The organism is Streptomyces sp. NPDC098789 (genome assembly GCF_044759975.1).
In the GTDB taxonomy this organism is placed as follows: domain Bacteria; phylum Actinomycetota; class Actinomycetes; order Streptomycetales; family Streptomycetaceae; genus Streptomyces.
Window position 1 is genome coordinate 514358 of sequence record NZ_JBIWAJ010000003.1, and the last position, 21558, is coordinate 535915.

At 73.4% G+C, this 21558-nt stretch carries 16 protein-coding genes and 1 pseudogene; 8 read left to right on the forward strand and 9 right to left on the reverse strand.

The features are described 5' to 3' along the window. Positions 1–171: 171 nt before the first annotated feature. Together ACIQWR_RS09575 and ACIQWR_RS09580 are read left to right on the forward strand one after the other, a co-directional pair. Positions 172–795 carry a DUF4328 domain-containing protein gene (locus ACIQWR_RS09575; RefSeq protein ID WP_404006213.1) on the forward strand — a complete coding sequence of 208 codons (624 nt, stop codon included), beginning with the start codon at positions 172–174 and terminating at the stop codon, positions 793–795. A 46-nt stretch (positions 796–841) separates the two neighbouring features. Further along, a complete protein-coding gene (locus ACIQWR_RS09580) occupies positions 842–1609 on the forward strand; it encodes a DUF4328 domain-containing protein (RefSeq protein WP_404006215.1) in 768 nt (255 codons plus the stop codon). 7 nt (positions 1610–1616) lie between these two features. On the opposite strand, the gene ACIQWR_RS09585 is transcribed toward ACIQWR_RS09580, so the two are convergent. The 4 genes and pseudogenes from ACIQWR_RS09585 to ACIQWR_RS09600 form a co-directional block, all read right to left on the reverse strand. Continuing rightward, positions 1617–3725 (reverse strand): SpoIIE family protein phosphatase, encoded by a 2109-nt coding sequence (locus tag ACIQWR_RS09585; RefSeq protein ID WP_404006217.1) that lies wholly within the window; start codon positions 3723–3725, stop codon positions 1617–1619. 153 nt (positions 3726–3878) lie between these two features. After that, entirely contained in the window at positions 3879–4235 is a 357-nt protein-coding gene (locus ACIQWR_RS09590) for a peptidase inhibitor family I36 protein (protein ID WP_404006219.1), read from the reverse strand. 151 nt (positions 4236–4386) lie between these two features. Continuing rightward, a complete protein-coding gene (locus tag ACIQWR_RS09595; protein ID WP_404006221.1) occupies positions 4387–6009 on the reverse strand; it encodes an alpha/beta hydrolase in 1623 nt (540 codons plus the stop codon). Positions 6010–6756: 747 nt separating this feature from the next. Next, positions 6757–8055: pseudogene (locus tag ACIQWR_RS09600) on the reverse strand (DUF6777 domain-containing protein); the annotation flags it as partial. 196 nt (positions 8056–8251) lie between these two features. Between ACIQWR_RS09600 and ACIQWR_RS09605 the strand changes: the two are divergent. Further along, positions 8252–9514: a streptophobe family protein gene (locus ACIQWR_RS09605; RefSeq protein ID WP_404006223.1), complete on the forward strand. Its 1263-nt coding sequence runs from the start codon at positions 8252–8254 to the stop codon at positions 9512–9514. A gap of 35 nt (positions 9515–9549) precedes the next feature. Here ACIQWR_RS09605 and ACIQWR_RS09610 read toward each other — a convergent pair whose 3' ends face one another. The 3 genes from ACIQWR_RS09610 to ACIQWR_RS09620 are packed head-to-tail and all read right to left on the reverse strand — an operon-like array spanning position 9550 to position 13741. Further along, positions 9550–10623, reverse strand: a complete 1074-nt coding sequence (locus ACIQWR_RS09610; RefSeq protein ID WP_404006225.1) for a serine/threonine-protein kinase — start codon at positions 10621–10623, stop codon at positions 9550–9552. Then, positions 10620–11318, reverse strand: a complete 699-nt coding sequence (locus tag ACIQWR_RS09615) for a hypothetical protein (RefSeq protein ID WP_404006227.1) — start codon at positions 11316–11318, stop codon at positions 10620–10622. The genes ACIQWR_RS09610 and ACIQWR_RS09615 overlap by 4 nt, the downstream gene beginning before the upstream one ends. Positions 11319–11332: 14 nt before the next feature. After that, positions 11333–13741, reverse strand: coding sequence for an FHA domain-containing protein (locus ACIQWR_RS09620; protein ID WP_404006230.1), 2409 nt, complete (start codon positions 13739–13741; stop codon positions 11333–11335). A 254-nt stretch (positions 13742–13995) separates the two neighbouring features. Here ACIQWR_RS09620 and ACIQWR_RS09625 point away from each other — a divergent pair, with 254 nt between their 5' ends. The 5 genes from ACIQWR_RS09625 (at position 13996) to ACIQWR_RS09645 (ending at position 19385) form a co-directional block, all read left to right on the forward strand. Continuing rightward, positions 13996–15054, forward strand: a complete 1059-nt coding sequence (locus ACIQWR_RS09625; protein ID WP_404006232.1) for a cation diffusion facilitator family transporter — start codon at positions 13996–13998, stop codon at positions 15052–15054. Positions 15055–15156: 102 nt separating this feature from the next. After that, on the forward strand, positions 15157–15642 hold the full coding sequence (locus ACIQWR_RS09630; RefSeq protein WP_404006233.1) for an NUDIX domain-containing protein: 486 nt from the start codon (positions 15157–15159) through the stop codon (positions 15640–15642). A gap of 48 nt (positions 15643–15690) precedes the next feature. Next, a complete protein-coding gene (locus ACIQWR_RS09635; RefSeq protein ID WP_404006235.1) occupies positions 15691–16944 on the forward strand; it encodes a Tm-1-like ATP-binding domain-containing protein in 1254 nt (417 codons plus the stop codon). Positions 16945–17148: 204 nt separating this feature from the next. Beyond that, positions 17149–18747, forward strand: a complete 1599-nt coding sequence (locus tag ACIQWR_RS09640) for a serine/threonine-protein kinase (RefSeq protein ID WP_404006237.1) — start codon at positions 17149–17151, stop codon at positions 18745–18747. Next, a complete protein-coding gene (locus ACIQWR_RS09645; RefSeq protein ID WP_404006239.1) occupies positions 18744–19385 on the forward strand; it encodes a hypothetical protein in 642 nt (213 codons plus the stop codon). Before ACIQWR_RS09640 ends, ACIQWR_RS09645 begins: the two co-directional genes overlap by 4 nt. Here ACIQWR_RS09645 and ACIQWR_RS09650 read toward each other — a convergent pair. After that, positions 19363–19719, reverse strand: coding sequence for a DUF6191 domain-containing protein (locus ACIQWR_RS09650; RefSeq protein WP_404006241.1), 357 nt, complete (start codon positions 19717–19719; stop codon positions 19363–19365). The genes ACIQWR_RS09645 and ACIQWR_RS09650 overlap by 23 nt on opposite strands. A 429-nt stretch (positions 19720–20148) precedes the next feature. Then, positions 20149–21438 (reverse strand): ATP-binding protein, encoded by a 1290-nt coding sequence (locus ACIQWR_RS09655; protein ID WP_404006242.1) that lies wholly within the window; start codon positions 21436–21438, stop codon positions 20149–20151. Between the last annotated feature and the right edge of the window lie 120 nt (positions 21439–21558).

Genomic DNA, 21558 nt, shown 5'->3' on the forward strand with positions numbered 1-21558 from the left:
GATCACGGGATAATCCGCCGAAACGACCATCATTTCGTCGATTCAGCCATTCGCCCGGCGCCCCACGAAATCCTTGGACAGTTGACGATCATCTGACGTATGTTCGCGCAGGCCCCGCCCTCGGCGGGTTTCTTTATGCGCATCACATGTACCCGTGGGGGGTCCTTCGTCATGTCCTATGACGCCATCAGTCCGCCTGTACCCGCCTCCTCGGCGCTCCGTTCACCGAAGGGTCTGGCCACCGCCCTCACGATCCTGCTCGCCGTCGCGGGCGCGGTCGACCTCGCGGCGGCCGCGATCGGATTCGGCACGGACGCCGCCGCCGACATCGAGGGCGACGGACCGCTGACCGCGGCCGCGCTCATGTACGCCTGCGTCGGGATCGCCCAGATCGCCCTCCTGCTGGGCACCGGAGCCGTCTTCATCGTCTGGTTCCACCGGGCCCGGGTGAACGGCGGAGTGTTCCGGCCCGACCTCTTCGACCAGGGGCCCGGCTGGGCCATCGGATCCTGGTTCATCCCGATCGTGAACCTCTTCTTCCCCTACCGCATCGCCCAGGACATCTGGCGGGCCAGCGTCCAGGCCGCACCCGACGGCTCCGCCCGCGCGGTCTCCGTCACGCCCGTCACCGTCTGGTGGGTGACCTTCATCGCATCGAACCTCATCAGCCGCGCCAGCGACTCGGTCGGCAGCCTGCTGTCCGCCGTATCGGCCGTGTTCGCCGTCCTCTTCGTCCGCAAGCTGACGGCGATGCAGCACACCAAGGCGGTCCAGGGCCCGAACGCCGCGTTCTGAGGCCGTGCTCGTCCGCATCATCCGTACCCGTGGGGGGTCCTTCAGCATGTCCGTCATTCCGTCCGCACCATCCGGTGCGCCCCGCTCGCCCGAGGCGCCCGAGTCGACCGAGGCGACCGAGGCGTCGGGGCCGGCCGAGCCCACCGCGCCCACCGCGCTGCGCTCGCCCATCGGCGTGGCGACCGCGTTGAACGCGCTCCTCGTCCTGGCCACGGTCTTCGCCCTGCCGCAACTCTTCGCCGAGTACCGGCTGTACGCGGCCCTGACCACCTTCATCGACGACGGTCCGACTCCGGAGACGATGAGCGGTTACGCCGCTGCCGACCGGTTCGCCAGCATGTCCTACAGCCTGCAGATGTTGGCGCAGCTGCCGACCGTCGTCCTCTTCCTCGTCTGGTTCCACCGGGTGCGGGTCAACGCCGGGGTCTTCGCCCCCGAGGGCTTCGGTCGGGGAACGCGGTGGGCGGTGGGCTGCTGGTTCATCCCGATCGGTCAGCTGTGGCTGCCGTTCAAGACGGCCACGGAGATCTGGGGAGCGAGCGCGCAGGCGGCGCCCGACGGCTCGTGGCGGCGCGTCTCCTACGGTCCCGTGGTGGCCTGGTGGGCCACCTGGGCCGGCTCCCACCTCCTGCTGTTCGTATCGAACCGGCTGGGCACGTCCGACTCCGCGACGGTCCTGCGCACCTCGATGACGGTCTCGATCGCCGGGGACCTGCTGTTCCTCGCCTCGGGCGTGCTGGCCGTCCGCTTCGTGCGCAAGCTGACGGCGATGCAGCACGCGAAGGCCACCCAGGGCCCGAACGCCCTCGTCTGACACCCGTTCACCCGGGCGGGACGGGCAGGGCCGGTGGCGGGTCGGCGGTGGCGACGACCGAGGCGACGGGAAGCGAGAACTCGCACCAGACGCACTTCCCCGCCCCCTTCGGCTCGACCCCCCACTCGTCGGCCAGCCGGTCCACGAGCATCAGCCCGCGCCCCGACACCGCCCAGTCACCGGCCTCGCGCTTGCGCGGGAGGGCGCTGGAGGAGTCCTCGACCTCGATCCTGATCCGGCCCTCGACCGTGAGGCGCAGGTTCACCTGGCCGCCCCCTTCGGTGTGCACGAGGGCGTTGGTCATCAGCTCGTCGGCGGCCAGCTCGATCTCGTCCGCCAGGTCCCGGGCGCCCCAGGCCGCCACCGCCGCCCGGATCAGGTGCCGGGCCAGCGTCGGGCCGTCGGTGTCCCCGGGGGCGAGCCGTTGGCGCAGCGGGCCGCCGCCGCGCGGGGCGGGGGTACCGCGGCGGCGCAGCACGAGGAGGGCCATGTCGTCGCCCGTACCGGAGTCGCCGACCAGGTCGCACAGCGCGTCGGCCAGCTCCTCCACGTCGGTCGGCCCGTCGCGGACCGCCTCCATGAACTCCCGCATCCCGGTGTCCGCGTCGGCCCCGGGCCGCTCGATCAGCCCGTCCGTGCACAGCAGCAGGGCGTCTCCCGGATGCAGCTCCATGGTGGTGACCGGGTAGCCGGAGCCCGTCCCGGACCGGTCGCGCGGCGGCAGGCCCAGCGGCAGGCCGCCGGCCGCGGACACCCGGTGGCAGCTGCCGTCGCCGCGCCGCACGACCGGGTCCAGGTGCCCGGCCCGCACGATCTGCACCATCCCGCTGGTCAGATCGATCTCCGCGTACGTACAGGTGGCGAAGCGCTCCGTCTCCAGCTCGCGCAGGAAGGTGGAGGCCCGGGCCATCGCGGTCCCCGGGGTATGCCCTTCCACGATGTACGCGCGCAGGACGATCCGCAGCTGCCCCATGACGGCCGCCGCGTCCGTGTCGTGGCCTTCGACGTCGCCGATCATCACGCCGACCCGGCCCTCGCCCAGGGGGATCACGTCGTACCAGTCCCCGCCGATGTCCCGCCCCATCCGGGCCGAGCGGTAGCGGACGGCGATCCGCGCGCCCGGGACCGCGGGGATGCTGCGGGGCAGCATGGCCCGCTGGAGCCCTTCGGCGAGGTCGTGCTCCTGCTCGAAGAGGATGGCCCGCTGGAGGCTCTGCGCGATGCCGCTGCCCAGCGCGACCAGCAGGTTGCTCTCCTCGGCGGTGAAGTCGCCCTCCCGCGCGTAGAGCAACCCGATCGCGCCGATCGGACGGCCCTGGGCGATGAGCGGGAGGTAGACCCCGCTGCGCACGGAGAGCGGCTCGATGTAGCGCCAGAGCAGCGGGTAGCGGCGCTCGAACTCGTCGCGGGAGGTGACGTAGACGGGCTGCAGCGTGCGTACGGCCTCGCTCATCGGCAGGTCCGCGTCGACGCGCGTGTACTCGATCTCGGGGACGTACGTGCCCAACTGCCCCTCCGCCACCAGGTGGACGCGGCCGCCGTCGACCACCCCGAGCATGATGCTGACCGCACCGAGGTGACCGAGCGCGGCGGGGTCCTTGAGGATGTCGGTGACGTCGTTGACGGTCCGGGCGTGGGCCAGGATGGCCGTGGTCCGCTCGACCACGCCCGTCATCCGGCGCCGCCCCTCGTCCCGCTCGCTGCGCGCCCCCGGCTCTCCGGGGTCGAGGTCCGCGTCCCGGACGATCCCGATGATCCGGTACGGGCGCCCGCTCGGGCCGCGCAGGATGTGGCCCTGGATGTGGGTCCAGCTCATGGCGCCGTCGCGACGGCGGATCCGGAAGTAGGCACCGTAGTGGCTGCGCCCGTCCTTGAGCGCCTGGGCGACCCGCGCGTCCAGCCGGGCCTCCTCACCCGGCGGGATCCGCACCCGGAGCCCGCCGGGTGTGCCCGTGAACTCCTCCGGGCGCAGTTCGAAGACCTCGAGCGCGGTCGGGTCCAGGTGCATCTGCCCGCTGTCGAGGTCCCAGTCGAAGGTGCCCATCCGGTTGAGCGCGAGGCTCAGGTCCGGGCGGGCGGGCCAATCGACCGTGGGGGATGTGCCCCTTTCGGCCATGCAGCCAGGGTCTCACCCATCGGCCCGCCGCGCGGCGGGAAGCCACGACACCCCCAGGTGCCGTCACCGTGCGCGACCGTCCCTCGCCCCTCGTGTGTGGCGGGCTCGCGATCAGCGGTCGGTGCTCACCGGTCGGCGCTCACCAGTCCGCGGTCAGCAGGTCGACTGCACGGCGTCGATGCGGCCACCGAAGTCGCCCCGGTAGCTGCGCCGCCAGTCACCCTCGCGGACCTGGCGGGTCTCCTTCGGCTTCCAGTCGACGAAGCACGCGTCCACGTTGGCCACGAAGGAGCCCACGTGGTCGTGCAGCTGCGGCGGCATGTCCCGGTACCCGCTGCGCGGCGACCACTGCCAGCTCTGCCCGCCGAAGTCCGCATCGGTGTAGAAGCAGACCGACCCGCCGGGACAGGGGGCCACCGCCGCGACCGCGGCGACCGCGGAGGTCGGGGAGATCAGGGGCAGGGCTGCGAGGGCGAGCGCGGCGCAGGCGCGCGTCAGGCTATTGATCATGCCAAGGGTTCTAGCGGAACCCTCCGATCCGCAGCGAGCCCCGCCCCGCGGACTCACCCTCACGGGGGCCCACGTTCACCGAAGAAACGACACGCCACGCCAGGTCCCGATGACCGGTCAACCGCACGCCACGCGGGCACGGGCGGCGGGGTCAGCGGGCTCCGGCGCCCTCCGGGTCCGGGGCGGGCGGCGGGTTGTGACAGGTCACGTCCTTGGCGGGCAGCCGGCCCGTCGACAGGTACGCGTCGACGGGTATGTTGGCGCAGGCCGTGGGGCTGGCGAGGTACGCGCCGTGCCCCTCGGCACCGAGCCCCAACACCATCCGCGAGCCCCTCAGCACCTGGTGCAGTCCCTGACCGCTGGCGAGCGGGGTCAGCGGATCCCACTCGTTCTGCACGGTCAGCACGGCGGCCCGGGTCTTGATCGGCGTCACGGCTTCGAGCGGCCGCTGCCAGAAGGCGCACGGCTTGATGTTCGACGCGAAGTCCCCGTACAGCGGGTGCTCCACCTTGTCCCGCGCCGCTTCCCGCGCGTACTGCTGCGGATCGCGCGGCCAGGCGTCCGTGTCCCCGCACACCACGGACCAGTACACGGCTGAGGCGTTGTCACCGGGGGCACTGTCCGGGCCGGGTCCGGACGGCTCCGCATCGGCCCGCGGCGCGCCGGACCGGATGCCCGCGAGGGGCGCCCGCGGAACCGCTCCCTTCTCCGCCGATTCCTTCGCGCCCGGTTCGGCCGCGGTCGGCGGTTCGGCCGGGGTCGGCGGCGGAGTCGGGCGCTCGGAGGAGGCCTTCAGGACCTTGACGACGAACGAGGCCTCCTTGAGGGAGAAGAAGAGCGCCGGGTCCGACCTGATGTCGTCACCCGTGACCTTCTGCCCGTAGTGGTCGATCGGTTCCCGGTCGGCCCGGGCCACCAGGGCCCAGAAGGTGGCGGAGACCGCCTCGGGCGTCGTGCCGAGGCCGTAGGTGTCCGAGCGCTCGGCCGCCCACCGGGTCCACCGCTCGAAGGCGGGCTCGGCCCCCGTGCCCCACACCTGGATCATGCCGCGCCAGACGCGTTGCGGGTCTATGCCGCTGTCCAGGACGAACCGGTCGGTGCGCTCCGGGAACATCTGCGCGTACACCGTGCCGAGGTACGTCCCGTACGAGTAGCCCAGGTACGAGACCGTGCGCTCCCCCAGTGCGGCGCGGATGACGTCCATGTCGCGCGCCGTGTTGCGGGTGGTGATGTACGGGATCACATCGCCCGACTTCTCACGGCACTTGTCGGCGATCCCGCGCGCCCACGCCACGTCCGACGCGAAGGTCTCGGGCCGGTACGCCTTGCCGACGCCGCGCTCGACTTCGTTCAGCCCGCCACAGCCGATCGGGCTGCTCTCGCCGACGCCGCGCGGGTCGAAGCCGACGAGGTCGTACCGGTCGCGGACGTCCTTGGCCATCTTGTCGTTCATCCTGAGCGGGCGCAGGAGCCCGGAAGCCCCGGGACCCCCGGGATTCAGCAGCAGCACACCGCGCCGCTTGGCCGGGTCCTCGCTCTTCATCCGCGATATCGCGAGGTCGAGGGTGCGCCCTTCGGGACGCTGGTAGTCGAGCGGGACCTTGAGGGTCGCGCACTCGTACGCCGCCGGGCGATCGGCGCTACAGCGGTGCCACGCCGGCTTCTGGCGCAGGTACTCGGGTGTCCGGGCAGCGGATGCCGGGGATGCCACCAGCCCGGGCAGAGCGGTGGCCAGAAGTCCGGCGGTGGCGAGCAGCGGTGCTAAGCGTTTCATGCGCGTGGGGCCGATCTCTCGTCCGGTGATTTCCCTTGCGCATCAAGCTTGTTGGACCGGCCAACTCGACCGAATCCCTCCCGAGACCCGACCTTTCACCCCTCTCCCGTAGCACTCGCCATCCAGCCAGGCGGCCGAGATCGGACCCCGTGATCCACAGATCCCTTGCCCCATCGGGCCCGGGCCGGAGCAACCACCCGTAGCCCCCTCCCTCTCAAGTAGGAGGCCGACGGGGCCGCTCGTTCGAAGCCGGACGTGCCACGGACCGGACCGGCCTCCCCGAGTGGGGGAGGCCGGTCCGGTCGCGTGCTCTGGCGGCGCGCTTCTGCGCTACCCGGCTCCTCCGTTGCCGTTGCCGTTCCCGTTGACGTTGCCGTTCCCGTTCCCGTTCCCGTTGCCGTCGCCGGTGCTCGGCGTCGGGAGCGGGGGAGCGGATACGGAGGGGGCCGGTCGGACGGTCGGCGTCGTCGGCAACGACGTCCGGTTGGGTACCGGCGGCACGGACACCACGGGGGGCGGCTCAACTGCCGAGGGGGTCACCACCGGTGCGGGCTCCGGCGCGGAAGGGGTCGGCCGCGCCGGAGGGGTTGGTTCCGCCGGGGTCACCGGTGCCGGGGGCTCCGTGGAACGCTTCGCCGAATGGGACGGCGAAGGCGAATGCGAGCGGGAGTGCGAGGGTGAAGGCGAGGGCGACGGTGAACGGCTCTCGCTCGGGGACGCGGACTCCTCGCGCGACGGCGAGACCGACACCGACTCGGACGGGGACGGGGACGGGGACGTCTTCGCCGATTCCGACTCCGTTGCCGAGGGTGACTCCGATGACGACCGGGACACGGACGGGGACACGGACGGGGACGACGAGCCGGAGTCGGACGGCGACACCGTCGGCGAGGTGGTCTCGGAGGGCGAGGGCGACGGCGACACCAGCGGGGCGAACGACCGCGAATCCGTGGGCGTGGGCGTCGGCGTCACCGTGAGGGTCGGCGTCGGCGTCGGCGTGACCGTGAAGGTCGGCGTCGGCGTCACCGTGGGGGTCGGCAGCAGCGTGAACGTCGGCGTGGGGATCACCGGCGGCGGTACCGGCTTGTCATGCCTCGGCTTGTCACCGCGGTCCCGCTCGTACCAGCGCCGGTCCTGGTGGTCGTAGATCACGAACTTGTCGACGACCGTCACCGACGGCGCGATGACCACGACGTTCGCCGGGTGGTACGAGGACCACGGCTGCCCGTACCGCTTCGGGTTCGCCTGCAGCGCCACCGGCGGCCCCAGCGGATTGCCGCAGGCACAGCGCACCCGGGGCACGCCGCGGTCGTCCACGAGGACGGCCGTCCCCGCCTGGAGGACCGCCTGGTAACTGGTGACCCTGCCGTCCCGGTAGCCGTGGTTGGTGACCCGGGTGTCCACGCGCAGTTGCACGGGGGTGAGCGAGCGCAGGAAGCCCGGTACCGCGACCGGCTGGATGCCGAGGCCCGAGGCGAAGGCGCTGTTCTTGACCGGGTCGGCGGAGAGCACCTTGATCTGCTTCTCGACGTCACAGCTGGCGATGTCCTTCGTGCCGCCGTACAGCCCGGGAGCCGAGCCGCTGACGCTGCGGGTGACCGTGGCTCCCTGCGTGGGACCCGTCGGGGCGACCGTCGGCGTCCTGCCCGGCTCCGGCTTGGCCGTGGCCGTGGTCGTCGGCTGGATCTCCTCCGCCGCGGTCTGCGCGACCGTCGACTCCGTGAAGGGGTCGGGCCCCGATGCGGAGGTGGTCTGGAGGAAGACCTCCCCCTCGTTGTGCGAGGGGCCGGAGGGGCGGGTGAGGACGACCGTCAGCGCGATCGCGGCAGCCACCGCGACGAGGGCGGTGACGAGCCGCGGTACGGACTTCCACCAGGGGCCCTGGGGCGGCGGCCCGGCCGATCCGGGCGGGCCCTCCCCGGGGGGCGCGCCGGGCGGGGGCGGCGGCGGGCCGTGCCGTCCGCCCGAGAGCGGGCCGGAGGGCGGACCTGACGGCGCCCCGGAGGGAGATCCCGAAGGAGGTCCCGAGGGGCGCTCGGGCGGCAACTGGCCGGAAGGTTGCGTTGTCACGGGCTCTTCTTCCCAGGCGGAGGAGTTCCGGTACCCGGGTGGATGTTCCGCATGTCGCCAAAGGCTCGTTCCTGCGGAAATCACCGGATTCCGTGGATTTCATGCACTCCTGCCGACCATTGTGTGCGCCGTTCAGGTGGTGCCCGCAAGCGGAGGGTGCCTACCGTTGCGTGTGAGCCGTACATCTCGGGGCTCCGAGCGGGTGTGGCTGGACGCGCTGATCGCCGTCCTGGCCGGCTTCGCCGCGATGACCGTCGTCGCGGCGGCGGGCCTGCTCTGCGCGGGCGCGGACGAGCTGCCCGGTGGGGCCTTCCCGCACGTGGTGGCCGCCGTGGTCGTGATGGCCGCGGGCGGCACGGTGGACGTGACGGGCGGGGCCGGGTTCCTCGCCGGGGCCCAGGGCGGGCTCTCGGTCATGCCGCTGTCCGTCAGCCTGGCCGGGGCGCTGACCGCGGCCTTCTGCTTCCTGCGCCCGATGCGCCACCACGCGGTCGCCCGACCACGCGAACTCCTGGCCCGGGCCGCGCCGTTGGTGCTGCTCTGGCTGCTCGCCCTGACGGCCTTCGCGCTCTACGCCCGGCACACCTTCGGCCTCTCCACCGGAAGTTCACCGATCGGGGAGATCAGCGAACTCCTCGATTCCGCACCGACGGTGGGATTCCGGAGCGCCCTGCCCAGCACCCTCTTCTTCGGACTGCTGTGGATCCTGGGGCTGTTGCTGATCTCGTTGCTGGTCTCGCGGCGCGCGCCGCTGCCGGCCCGGCTGGTCCGCTTCCACGGGGCCGTGCGTCCGGCCGCGTCCGCCGTCGTCGCGCTGCTCCTTTCGTACGTCGCGCTCGGCGTGGTCGTCGGCGTCGTGGTCGCCGCCACCGGCGGGCACGGTCGGGAGACCCTGGCCGTGGTCCTCCTCGGGCTGCCGAACCTCGCCTGGCTCGCGCTCACCCTGGGGTTCGGCGGTGCCTGGCAGGGGCGCGTCGAGGGTCCCTTCGGGCTGCCGATGCCCAAGGTCCTGGACGAGGTGCTGCGCACGCCCGACCTCTCCACCGTGGACGTCGGTTCGCTGGCCCGGCAGGACTCCAGGGCCTGGTGGCTGGTGGCCGTCGCCGCGGTGTTGCTGCTCGGCGCGGGCTTCGTGATGGCGGCGCGCTCCTCCGCGCGGGTCCGCCCCTGGCAGCACGCCCTGCACCTGGGCGTCGCCCTGGCCGTGGGCACCCTCGTGGTCTGCCTCCTGGCCGGGGTCGAGGCCCGGTTCGGCCTGTCGCTGCTCGGCATCGGTGACGTGGACGGCCTCGGCGGGAAGGTGCAGCTGCTCCCCGTCCTGTGGCGCACGGTCGCCCTCGCCCTGGTGTGCGGTGCGGTCGCCGGGTTCCTCGGCGCCCTCCTGGCCACCCCGGTCCGCCGCCGCGGCCGGGTCGAAGCGGGCCCGCCTCCCTGAACTCCCTCCCGCCCCCTGCCCCCTCCCCCATGCGCTCAGTCCGCCCGCCGCCGGAAGACGGGAAGGGCCCAGCCCGGCGGGGGCGGGGCCGGGGCGGTGGGGGACGGGGGCAGGGTCGGGACGCGCGGGGCGGCCTTCCCGGCGCCCGCGCTCCGCAGCGCCGAGGTGAAGGCCAGGCAGCTGGGCCAGCGCTCCTCCGGTGACTTCGCCAGGGCGCGGGCGAGCACGTCGTCCACGGCGGGCGGGAGTTCCGGACGCAGGGAGGACGGTGGGGGCGGGGGATCGTACTGGTGGGCCCAGAGCAGGGCCATGTCGTCGTCGCGCTGGAAGGGCGGGCCGCCCGTCAGCATCTCGTGGACCACGCAGCCCAGGCTGTAGACGTCGCAGCGGCCGTCCACCGGTTTGCCGGAGATCTGCTCGGGGGCGACGTAGTCGAGGGTGCCGACGAACTGGCCGACGCTGGTGAAGCCGGTCAGCGACAGGGACTTCTTCGTCAGGCCGAAGTCGGTCAGGTAGACGTGCTCGGGGTGCTCGCTGTCGGTGCCCCCCGCGACCAGGATGTTGCCGGGCTTCACGTCGCGGTGGACCAGGTCGTGGTCGTGGGCGGCGTCCAGGGCCGAGGCGACCTGGGCCGCGATCCGGGCGACGGCCTCCACCGGGAGCGGGCCGGTGCGGTCCAGCATCGCCCGCAGGTCCTGCCCGGCGACGTAGCGCATGGCGATGTACAGCAGCCCGTCGGTCTCGCCCGCCTCGAAGACGGGCACGATGTGCGGGTGGTCGATGGCGGCCGCGACCTTCGACTCGTGGGCGAAGCGGCGCCGGAAGGTGTCGTTGCGCGCGAGTTCGGGGGCCAGCAGCTTCAACGCCACCGTGCGGTCCAGGCGCAGGTCGAGGGCGCGGTAGACCACGGCCATCCCGCCGCGGCCGAGTTCGTCCTCGACCTGGTAGCCCGCGATGCGTTTGCCCCGGAGGTCGGAGGGCCGCCCGCGGACCGGCTCCGCGTCGGCTCCGGGACCGGGACCGGGCGCGCCAGCGGACCCGGACGCCTCCCCGCCGCCGGCCGCGGACGCCTCCCGCGCGCCCGGTCCGGGCGTCTCCCCGGCGGTCATCGCGCCTGCGGGCCCGGGCCCGCGCCCGGTTCCTGGTCCTCGTCCGGGAGGCCCACGAGCCTGGTCGCCGCGTGGGAGGGCGATCCGCCGCCGGGTCCGTCGGCCTCCCGTACGGGCTCCCGCGGCGCTTGCCGCGCGCCGGATCCCGTCGCGTCGTCCTGCGCCCCGCCGGCGCCCGGACGGGCGCCCGGCGCGGCCGGGACCGCGTACGTCGTCAGCCGGGTGCCGTCGCCGTACATCCAGCGGCCGTCGCTCTCGTCGTAGATCCAGACGGACTCGCCGTCCACGACCACCCCGGCGCGCAGCCCGCGGGTCCCCCGCCGGAACGCCTCGGTGTCCGCGCGCCCGGCGGCGAGGTCCTCCACGGCCCGCCGGTAGCGTTCCAGCGCGTCGCCCGAGCGTGCCAGCAGCGGGCGCGGGTCCTCCGTACGGCTCAGCGGCCGGCCCGCGGTGGGCGGCGGCTGCGGGACCGCGACCAGCAGCCGCCCGTCCACCCAGGCGGACCACCCGTTGGCGCAGAGGATCTCGCCCCACTCCCCGCGCCGGGACAGCAGTTGTACGGGGAGGAACGGGTCCAGCGGGGTGGTGGCCAGCGAGAGGTCCGGGGCCTCCCAGGCGGGCAGCCCCTCCTCCGGGACGACATGCGTGGGCCGGAAGTCCGCGATCCCGTCCGGGCCTCCCGTCGGCAGCGTCATCGGGTCCGCTCCCCCTACTTCCGCATGATCGCGGGCTCGTGGCGCCGCAGCAGGCGGCTGACCAGCAGCCCGAACAGCAGGGACAGGGCGACCAGCATGCCGAGGTCGAGCAGCCAGATCCGGGCGGAGTGGGCGAAGAGCGGATCGTCGGTGATCTTCCCGGGGACGAGCGCACCGAGGTCGATCGTGCTGGCCATGGCTCCGAGCGCCCACCGCGAGGGCACGAACCACGCCAGCTGCTCGATCACCGGTACGCCGTTCAGCTGGAGCAGGGCGCCGCAGAAGACGACCTGGACGATGGCGAGGAGGACCAGCAGCGGCATGGTGACCTCCTCCTTCTTGACCAGGGCGGAGACCAGCAGGCCGAGCATCATCGCGGTGAAGGACAGCAGCGCCACGGCGAGGGTGATCTCGATCAGCGGCGGCAGGAGGACGCCCTTGCCGTCCGGTGCGTTGTGCTTCACGCCGAAGAGGCCGACGAGGGTGAGGACCACGGCCTGGGCGACGGTGATGGCGCCCAGGACCACCACCTTGGACATCAGGTAGGCGGACCGGGACAGCCCGACGGCGCGTTCCCGCTGGTAGATGACGCGTTCCTTGACGAGTTCGCGCACGGCGTTGGCGGCGCCGGTCAGCACCCCGCCCACGTTCAGGATGAGCAGGGCGTTGATGGCGGTCTCGGGGGTCAGCTCGCTGCCGGCCAGGGCGCGGGCCATCGCACCCATGACGAAGGGCAGCGCGACCATGATGGCCAGGAACGTGCGGTCGGCGCCGAGGGCGGCGGCGTAGCGCCGGATCAGGGTCCCCAGCTGCGCTCCCCAGCTCTGCGGCTTGGGCGGTGGCACCCGCAGGCCCGCGGCGGAGGCGGAGGGGGCGCCGTCGGTGCGGGCGCGCACGGGCGAGGCGGCGCTGGTGGCGTAGCGGCGCTGGAAGGGCGAGGCCCGGTACTCCCCGGCCCAGTCGCGGCCCTGGTCGTTCTCGAAGGCTTCGAAGGCCTCGGGCCACTGGTCGTAGCCGAAGAAGCCGAGGGTCTTGTCCGGGGGGCCGTAGTACGCGATCCGGCCGCCGGGGGCGAGGACGAGCAGCCGGTCGCAGACGTCGAGGCTGAGCACGCTGTGGGTGACGACGATCACGGTGCGTCCGTCATCGGCGAGCCCGCGCAGCATGTGCATCACGGAGCGGTCCATCCCGGGGTCGAGGCCGGAGGTCGGCTCGTCGAGGAAGAGCAGGGAGGGTTTGGTGAGCAGCTCCAGGGCCACCGAGACGCGTTTGCGCTGGCCGCCGGAGAGGCTGTGGATCGGCTGGTCCGCCCGTTGGTCGAGGCCTAGTTCGCGGATCACCTCGGTGACCCGGGCCTCGCGTTCCGCCTTCGCGGTGTCCTGCGGGAAGCGGAGTTCGGCGGCGTAGCCGAGGGCCCGGCGGACGGTGAGCTGCGCGTGCAGGATGTCGTCCTGCGGGACGAGGCCGATGCGGCTGCGGAGTTCGGCGTAGTCGCGGTAGAGGTCACGGCCGTCGTAGAGGACGGTGCCGTGGTCGGCGGGGCGCAGCCCGGTGAGGGCGCCGAGCAGGGTGGACTTGCCCGCGCCGCTGGGGCCGACGACGGCGAGCAGGCATTTGGCGCCGACCGGGAAGGAGACGTGGTCGAGGAGGACCTTGCGGCCGTGGTCGACGGCGACGGTGAGGTCCTGGACCTCCAGGGACACCTCGCCCGTGTCGACGTACTCCTGGAGCTGCCCGGAGACGAGGCAGAAGGCGCGGTGGCCGATGCCGACGATGTCGCCCTCGCCGAGGCGGGCGGCCCGGTCCACGGGGTAGCCGTTGAGGTAGGTGCCGTTGTGGCTGCCGAGGTCGGCGATCTCGTAGCCGCCGTCGGGCAGCGCGCGCAGTTCGGCGTGGCGCCGCGAGACCACGAGGTCGTCGAGGACGAGGTCGTTGTCGGGGTCGCGGCCGATGGCCAGTGCGGTGCGCGGTGCGCCCGCGCCGCGGGCCGGGAGCGCGCGGACCGAGGTGGGCCGCCGGAAGGTGCCGGTGAAGGCCGGGTTGGTGACGGAGGAGGGACGCGGGGACGCGGCGGGGCGGCCCGGCGGGGCGGGCGGAGGGCGGCCGGGGGCGGCGAAGACGGCCCGCGGGCCGTTGAGGGAGTGGCCGAAGCGCAGCTCGCTGCCGGGGCCGACGCTCCACGCCCGGACCCGGTGGCCCTCGGCCCAGGTGCCGTTCGTACTGCCCTCGTCCTCGACGGTCCAGTGGTCGCCGTCGGGGCGCAGTACGGCGTGGTGCCAGGAGACCCGGGCGTCGTCGAAGCAGATCTCGCAGCGGGGGTCGCGGCCGACGTGGTAGGTCCGGCCGGGGCTCATCACGGTGGACCCCCGGTCGGTCTCCATGACCAGTTCGGGGGCGGTCGGCACACCGTGGCGCTGGACCATGAGGCGATTTTCCCACGGGACGGCCGATCGGGCCCGTTCGGCCACTGCCTGACATCGCCGCAGGTCAGAGCGGTCTTATGGGTAATGACAACGGTCCCCGTTGCAGCCTTTGCCGATCCTCCGCGGGTGCGCTTCACTTCACGCGTCGGATCCGAACAGACCGTCGGATCCGAGCGGACCGACGGGCGGATCCGGTGGGGCCGACGGACGGATCCGGGCGGGCCGACGGAATCGAAAGGGACGGGGGACCAGGGATGAGTGCGCACGACCACGCACACGACCACGCGCCGGGCGGGACCGAGGGGGCGGGCGGGCACGACGGCCACGGTGCGCACGGCGGGCACGGCGGGCACTCGCACGGGGTCGTGGAGAACGCCGACCGCCGCTGGCTGGGGATCGCGCTCGGCCTGATCGGCGCGTTCATGGCGGTCGAGGTCGTCATCGGTGTCGTGGCCCGATCGCTGGCCCTGATCTCCGACGCCGCCCACATGCTGACCGACGCCGTCTCGATCGTCCTCGCGCTCATAGCCATGCGGCTGGCCGCCCGGCCCGCGCGCGGCGGGTTCACCTACGGGCTCAAGCGCGCGGAGATCCTCTCCGCGCAGGCCAACGGCCTCACCCTGCTGCTGCTGGCGCTCTGGTTGGCGTACGAGGCGGTCCGCCGGCTGATCGATCCGCCGGAGGTCCACGGCGGGCTGGTCCTGGTCACCGCGCTGGCGGGCATCGTGGTCAACGTGGTCTGCGCGTGGTGCATCTCCAAGGCCAACCGGTCCTCGCTGGCCGTCGAGGGCGCCTACCAGCACATCCTCAACGACTTGTTCGCCTTCATCGGGACGGCGGTGGCCGGTCTCATCGTGCTCACCACCGGCTTCGTCCAGGCGGACGCGATCGCCACGCTGATCGTGGTGGTGCTGATGGTCAAGGCGGGGTACGGACTGATCCGCGAGTCCGGACGGATCCTGCTGGAGGCCGCTCCCGCCCACGTGGACCCGGACGCGGTCGGCGACCGGCTGGTGGCGCACGGCCCGGTGACCGAGGTGCACGACCTGCACATCTGGACGATCACATCCGGCCAGGCGGCGCTCTCGGCGCACGTCCTGGTGGAACCGGCGGGCGACTGCCACGCCGTGCGCCGCGACCTGGAGAAGATGTTGCGCGCGGACTACGGGATCACCCACACCACCTTGCAGGTGGACCACGTGCAGGACGCCCTGCTGTCGGTCGGCCGGGCGGGCGAGCAGCCGCAGGACACGGACGGGCACTGCGCGGACGCCCACGGTCCGGTGCACCGCGAGGGACCGCACCAGCACTGAGCCGTACCGGCACCGGCACCGGCACCGGCACCGGCACCGAGCGGTACAAGCCCCGTGCGGGCCCCAGCACTGATCGGTGCCCGCACGGGGCATGGATGGGCCATGACGCAGAAGCGCAGTGCGGGCCTCTTCCTCTTCCGCCGCGCCGCCGGGGACGGAGCCGCGGCGGCCGGGGTCGAGGTGCTGCTCGGACACATGGGCGGTCCGTTCTGGGAGCGGCGCGACGCCGGTGCCTGGTCGATCCCCAAGGGCGAGTACCTGGCGGACGAGGCCCCTCGGGACGCGGCCCGCCGGGAGTTCACCGAGGAGATCGGGCTGCCGCCGCCGGAGGGCGCCTACCTCCCCCTGGGCGAGGTCCGCCAGTCGAACGGGAAGCTGGTCGTCGTCTGGGCGGTCGAAGCGGACCTCGATCCGACACTCATGCGGCCCGGGACCTTCTCGATGGAGTGGCCACCGGGGTCCGGGAGGGTTCAGGACTTCCCCGAGCTGGACCGCGTGGCCTGGTTCGCTCCCCCGCTGGCCCGCAACAGCATGGTCGTGTCCCAAGTCCCTTTCCTCGAAAGGCTATTGATGCTATTGAACGATTGACTCGACCTTGACTTGCCAGCGGGCTCGACTGCGTGGACATTACAACTCATGACGAGCGTCGTGCTGGTGGGAACCCTGGACACCAAGGGTGTCGAGTACGGCTGGCTGCGCGAGCGGATCGTGCGCGCCGGCGTCGAGGTGGTCCTGGTCGACACAGGAATCATGGGCGATCCCCGGGTGCCCGCCGATGTACCGCGGGAAGCGGTGGCCCGGGCAGCGGGAACGGAACTGACGGAACTGCGCGCGGCCGCCGACCGGGGTGCGGCCGTGACCACGATGGCCAGGGGCGCCGAGGCGACCCTCTTACGGCTGCACGCCGAGGGGCGGCTCGACGGCGTGCTGGCGATAGGCGGCAGCGGGGGCACCTCCATCGCCACCCGGGCGATGCGGGCCCTGCCCCTCGGGGTGCCGAAACTGATGGTGTCCTCCATGGCGTCCGGCGACGTGGCCCCGTACGTCGGATCGTCGGACATCACGATGATGTACAGCGTGGTGGACATCGCGGGGATCAACAGCGTCTCCGCGCCCGTCCTGGCGAACGCCGCCGAGGCCGTCGCCGCGATGGCGAAGGCCTACGCACGGACCTCACACGAGGCACGTGCGACCCGGCTCGGCGCGGGCGGGCGGCCGCTGATAGCCGCCAGCATGGCGGGGGTGACCACGCCCGGCGTGGACGCGGCCCGCGAGCGGCTGACCGAACTGGGCTACGAGGTCCTCGTCTTCCACACCAGCGGCGCGGGCGGCCGCACCTTGGAGACCCTCGCGGGCCAGGGGCTCTTCGCGGGCGTGCTCGACCTCACCCTCAGCGAACTCGCCGACGACCTGTGCGGCGGGATCCTCACCGCCGGCCCGGACCGGCTCAGCGCGGCCGGGCGGGCCGGGATCCCGCAGGTGGTGAGCCTGGGCGCGCTGGACATGGTCAAGTTCGGGCCGCTGGAGAGCCTGCCCGAGCACGCCCGCTACCGGCGGGTCCGGGTGCACAACCCGTCGATCACGGTGATCCGCACGACCCAGGCCGAGTGCACGGAGCTGGGCCGCAGGGTCGCGGCCAAACTGCGGGTGGCGACCGGGCCGACCGCCGTGTGCCTGCCGCTGCGCGGGCTCTCCACCCTGGGCGAGCCGGGGGGTCCGTACCACGACGCGGTCGCGGACCGGGCACTGTTCACGGCCCTGCGCGAGGGGCTGCGGGGCAGTGCCACCCGGCTCTACGACTACGACACCCACATCAACGACCCGGCCTTCGGGCGGGCGGCCGCCGAGCGGCTGCACGACATGATCGCGGTGCGGCAGGCCGCGGCTTAGGGGGCCCCGACCGGACCCCGCCACCCGCCCCACCCACCGCCCCGCCGACCCGGCCGGGAAGGACCGGCCGGAAACCAGTGGGTGAGACGGGTGTACGACCGGGAACCGGCCACGGCACAATCCGTGTCCCAGGAGATGGCCCGGCACCGCCGGGCCGTCGGACGACAGCGCAGGACGCGGCGACGCCATGGCAGGGGGCGAAGGATGAACACGTGGACCGTCCCCGGTTACACGCAGAGCAGGGAGCTCGGTTCGGGCGGCAGCGGGCGCGTGGTGCTCGCCGTGCACGACACGACGGGTACGGCGGTCGCGATCAAGTACCTCGCCGACCGGCTGCGCCACGACCCGGCCTTCATCAGGGAGTTCCGGGCGGAGGCACGGCTGCTGGGCGGCCTGCACTCTCCCTACGTGGTGGGGCTGTACGAGTACGTGGAGGCGCCCGGCGGCGCCGCCATCGTGATGGAGCTGGTGGACGGGATATCCCTGCGCGCGGTCCTCAAGCGCTCGGGCGCCACCGACGCGGAGGCCGCGCTGGTGGTGCTCAAGGGATCGCTGCTCGGGCTGGCGGAGGCGCACCGCGCCGGGGTCGTGCACCGCGACTACAAGCCGGAGAACGTCCTGGTCGCCCAGGACGGTTCGTCCAAGCTCGTGGACTTCGGGATCGCGACGGGGCGCGGCACCAAGCCGGGAGTGGCCGGCACCCCCGCCTACATGGCCCCCGAGCAGTGGCAGGGCGAGCCCGCCTCCCCGGCCGCCGACGTGTACGCGGCGACGGCGACCTTCTTCGAGTGCCTGACCGGGCGCAAGCCCTTCGCCGGGGAGAACTTCGCCGAGCTGGCGGTGCAGCACATCGAGGCGCCGGTACCCGAGTCCGAGGCCCCCGAGCCGGTACGGCCGCTGATCCGCCGCGGCATGGCGAAGCAGCCGGAGCAGCGCCCGGAGAACGCGGACGCCTTCGTCGTGGAGCTGGAGGACGTGGCCCGCGCGGCGTACGGGCCCGACTGGGAGGAGCGCGGGCAGCGCAAGCTGGCGGCGCTGGCCGCGCTGCTGCCGCTGCTGTTCCCGTCGGCGGGTGCGCCGGGCGCCGGGACGACCGCGCTGGCCACCACCGTGCTCCCGCCGCCGCCCGCCTCCTGGCTGCCGGGCAGGCGGGGCTGGGTGGCGGCCGGGACGGCCCTGGTGCTGGGAACCGTGCTGCTGTTCGCGACGGAGGCGGTCGGGGCCTCCCCGGACTCCACTTCCGCGGTGAGCGCCTTCGCGACGACCAGCGCGGGCCCGCCCGGGTCCGCCTCGCCTTCGACCTCCGCGTCCCCCTCGGCCTCCGTGTCCGCCTCCCCTTCGGCCTCCGCGTCCCCCTCGGCGTCCGTCTCGCCGAGCCCCAGCCCGAGCACGAGCGCGGGTACGAGCCCGAGCCCGAGCACCTCGGTGACCCCGCCGCCGACCCCCACGCCGACCCCGACCCCGTCCCCCAAGCCGACCGTGGTCGTCGGCTCCGTGTCGGTCACGCTGCGCGCCGGGACCCGGTCCGGGCAGGCGACCGTCTCCGTCGGCGTCAAGGGCGGCGAGGCGACCGTGGTCCTGGAGTGGTTCCTCGGCACCTACGAGGGCGACCTGCGCGTGGCGGACGGTTCGACGAGTGCCAGGACCCAGGGCGGCGCGCTGCCTCCGCAGACGCACGTCTTCACCCAGGGCCGCGGCTGCTACCTGAGCGTGCGCGTCACCACGGTGCCTGCCGCGGGGAACAAGTCGGCGACCGCCACGGCCGCCATCCCGCGGTGCTCGGTCGTGGAGGTGCCGCGATGAGCGATCCCCGCGCGCCCCAGGACGACGACTACAGCGCGACCGTGCTCGGCAGCCACTGGATCAGCGGCCCGCCGGAGCGGCCCGACGACCTCGCGGCGACCCGCCGGTTCGACGGTCCCGAGGCGGTGCCCGACCGGGTCGAGGGCTCCGTGCTGCGCTTCGGGCCCGGGGTGACGGCCGCGCTGGCCGCGCCCTTCCCGGTGACCGCCGCGGGGCCCGCCGCACCGCGGCGGGGGCGCCGGGGCGCGGGGCTGCGCCGCTACGCGCTGGCGCTGGTGGTGCTGGCGGCCGTGGTCGCGTACCTGGCCTGGCAGCGGTACGGGCCGGCGCTGGCGGTGCGGGACGTCACCGTGAGCACCGACGCGCAGGGGCCGGCCTGCGACTCGGCCGCCGACGTGGTGGCCGTCGTACGGACCGACGGGCGGCCGGGCACGATCAGCTACCGGTGGGTGCGCAGCGACGGCAGCGGCTCGGACCTGCTGACCGAGCGGGTGCCGCGCGGTCAGCACGAGGCGCGGCTGCACCTGTTGTGGACCTTCCACGGCACGGGCGGTTACCCGGCACGGGCCGAGGTCCGGATCGAGGAGCCGAGCCGGCACACGGCGGCCGTGGAGTTCAGCTACCGCTGTCCCCGCTGATCGGGGCGGCGCCGGAGGCGGGCGGGACCGCGGGGAGCCGGATCACCGCGCGCCCGCCGTCGAGGTCGACGCGGGTGCGCGGCGGGGCGCCGTCCTCCTCGTCGTCCCGCATGACGAGGGCGCTCTGCCGCTCCTTCAGTTCGTTCTGCTTGCCCGGGGAGAAGCTCGCGTGGAGCTGCTCGAAGCCCGTGGAGGAGATCTGGCCCTGGCGGCCGCTCCAGCGCCAGGGCAGCACCCCGGCGCGGCCCGCCCGTTCGAGCGCGAGGTCGAGGAACGCCATGGCCGTGAGCAGCAGGGCGAGCCCGGGCAGGGTCATGAAGATCACGAAGCCCATGGCAACCTCCGGCGTTCGCAGCGGATCGGATCGCGTCCCGGTCGGACGGTGTGACATTAACCCAACCGGTGGCCCGCCCGACCCCTCTCGACGTCCCCTCGCCCGTCCTCCGTCCGTTCCCCGCCCGTCCCCCGCCCTTCCCCCGTTCGGCCCATCCCGCCGTGGCCGTCCGGCCGAAGCCCGGGCCGTGTGCCCGCTGGTTGACTCGTAGACGTTGACGGAGGTGTGCAGGACGCCTCCCGGCACCCCTGCGTGCCACGTTCCAGCCGGCGTACACCCCAACCGGAACGTGGCCGTCCCGCACGGATGCCAAGTCCGCGCGGGGAGGCCCGTAGCTGCTTTGGGGAGCAGCTGCGGGCCGCTTCGTCTTCCGGCACCGAGCACCGAGCACCGGGCTTCGGCCTCCGGGCACCGGGGCCGCGGAATCCTTCAGAACCGGGCGTGCGCCGTGATGTCCGCCTCGAACTGTCCCGTCAGCGCCGGGGTCACGGTCGGCCGGCACTGGGCGACGGCGGCCAGGTAGTCCTCGGTGCTCGCGCCGGGCGGCCCGGCCGACGCGCCGCGGATCCCCGTCCCCTCCAGGTCCCGCTCGAAGGACACCTGGGCCGCGAGCCGCGCCGCGTGCTCGATGTCCGCGGGGGTGAACAGCTCGCTCGCCCCGACCAGCGCCGCCACGTCGACGTCCGCGCGGCCCGCCGTGTAGCGGGCCCAGATCGCGGCGCGCGCGCCGGAGTCCGGCGTTCCGATGGGGATGAGGTAGTCGAAGCGGCCGGGCCTGAGGAAGGCCGGGTCCAGCGAGCGGATCGAATTGGTCGCGCAGACCAGCAGCCGCTCCCCGCCCTCGCGGAAACCGGGTATCAGCTTGAGCAGCTCGTTGGTGACCCCGTGGATCCCGCCGGGCTGCGCGGGCTCGGTGCGCACGGGCGCGATCTCCTCGACCTCGTCGATGAAGACCAGGACCCGTTCCAGTTCGGCGATGCGCGCGAAGGCCCCGCGCAGGGCGGTGGCCAGATTTCCCTCGTCGGCGAGCCGGGAGGGCAGGAGTTCCACGAAGGGCCAGCCGAGGCGGGAGGCGATCGCGCGGGCGAAGGTGGTCTTACCGGTGCCGGGCGGTCCGAAGAGCGTGATGGCGCGCGGCGGTCGCACCCCGTGCTGGGCGGCCCGTTCCGGTTCGGCGAGCGGCAGCACCACGCGCCGCTCGATCAGGTCCTTCTCCGTCTCCATCCCGGCGACGGCGTCCCAGAGGTCCGACGGCAGGAAGCGGCCGCCCAGCTCGTCGAGGAGCCCGGCCGCCGGTCCGTGCAGCGGCTCGGTCTTCTCGAAGTAGGCGACGGCGGGCTGGCGCGTGTACCCGGCGTTCAGGAGCCCCTCGCCGAGCAGGTCCTCCTCGGGCAGGACGTAGGCGATCCGCCCGACCCGGGCCGCGATCAGCCGCCGCTCCAGCTCCACGAGCAGCGCACTGGCCAGGCCGCGGCCCCGCCACCCCGCCGAGATCGCGATCCGCATCACCCAGGCCCGCTCCCCCGCGACGCAGGCCAGGGCCGCGCCGATCGGCACCCCCTGGTGGACGGCGACCACGGCGGGCTGGCGCCCGGTGAGGGCGCTGATGCACTCGGCGAGGGAGAAGACGGACTCCTGGCCCAGCTCCGCGGTGGTGTCGATCAGGTGGACGACCGCGGCGAGATCGTTCTCGCGGTAGTCGTGGATGAGCCAGTTCACCGGGTTGCCGCCCCTCGTACGTACTGCTCCTGCGTGCTCCTTGCGGCGAGGCTAGGGGCGGGGACCACGGGCGATCACGTACCGCGGTGCACAACAAGCGGTCGGGAACCCTCCGCCACG

Coding starts and splice junctions, on each gene's coding strand:
- ACIQWR_RS09645 (WP_404006239.1), top strand. CDS start 18,744: ATGAGCGATCCCCGCGCGCCCCAGGACGACGACTACAGCGCGACCGTG.
- ACIQWR_RS09635 (WP_404006235.1), top strand. CDS start 15,691: ATGACGAGCGTCGTGCTGGTGGGAACCCTGGACACCAAGGGTGTCGAG.
- ACIQWR_RS09620 (WP_404006230.1), bottom strand. CDS start 13,741: ATGGTCCAGCGCCACGGTGTGCCGACCGCCCCCGAACTGGTCATGGAG.
- ACIQWR_RS09630 (WP_404006233.1), top strand. CDS start 15,157: ATGACGCAGAAGCGCAGTGCGGGCCTCTTCCTCTTCCGCCGCGCCGCC.
- ACIQWR_RS09595 (WP_404006221.1), bottom strand. CDS start 6,009: ATGAAACGCTTAGCACCGCTGCTCGCCACCGCCGGACTTCTGGCCACC.
- ACIQWR_RS09625 (WP_404006232.1), top strand. CDS start 13,996: ATGAGTGCGCACGACCACGCACACGACCACGCGCCGGGCGGGACCGAG.
- ACIQWR_RS09580 (WP_404006215.1), top strand. CDS start 842: ATGTCCGTCATTCCGTCCGCACCATCCGGTGCGCCCCGCTCGCCCGAG.
- ACIQWR_RS09590 (WP_404006219.1), bottom strand. CDS start 4,235: ATGATCAATAGCCTGACGCGCGCCTGCGCCGCGCTCGCCCTCGCAGCC.
- ACIQWR_RS09640 (WP_404006237.1), top strand. CDS start 17,149: ATGAACACGTGGACCGTCCCCGGTTACACGCAGAGCAGGGAGCTCGGT.
- ACIQWR_RS09615 (WP_404006227.1), bottom strand. CDS start 11,318: ATGACGCTGCCGACGGGAGGCCCGGACGGGATCGCGGACTTCCGGCCC.
- ACIQWR_RS09575 (WP_404006213.1), top strand. CDS start 172: ATGTCCTATGACGCCATCAGTCCGCCTGTACCCGCCTCCTCGGCGCTC.
- ACIQWR_RS09650 (WP_404006241.1), bottom strand. CDS start 19,719: ATGGGCTTCGTGATCTTCATGACCCTGCCCGGGCTCGCCCTGCTGCTC.
- ACIQWR_RS09610 (WP_404006225.1), bottom strand. CDS start 10,623: ATGACCGCCGGGGAGACGCCCGGACCGGGCGCGCGGGAGGCGTCCGCG.
- ACIQWR_RS09585 (WP_404006217.1), bottom strand. CDS start 3,725: ATGGCCGAAAGGGGCACATCCCCCACGGTCGATTGGCCCGCCCGCCCG.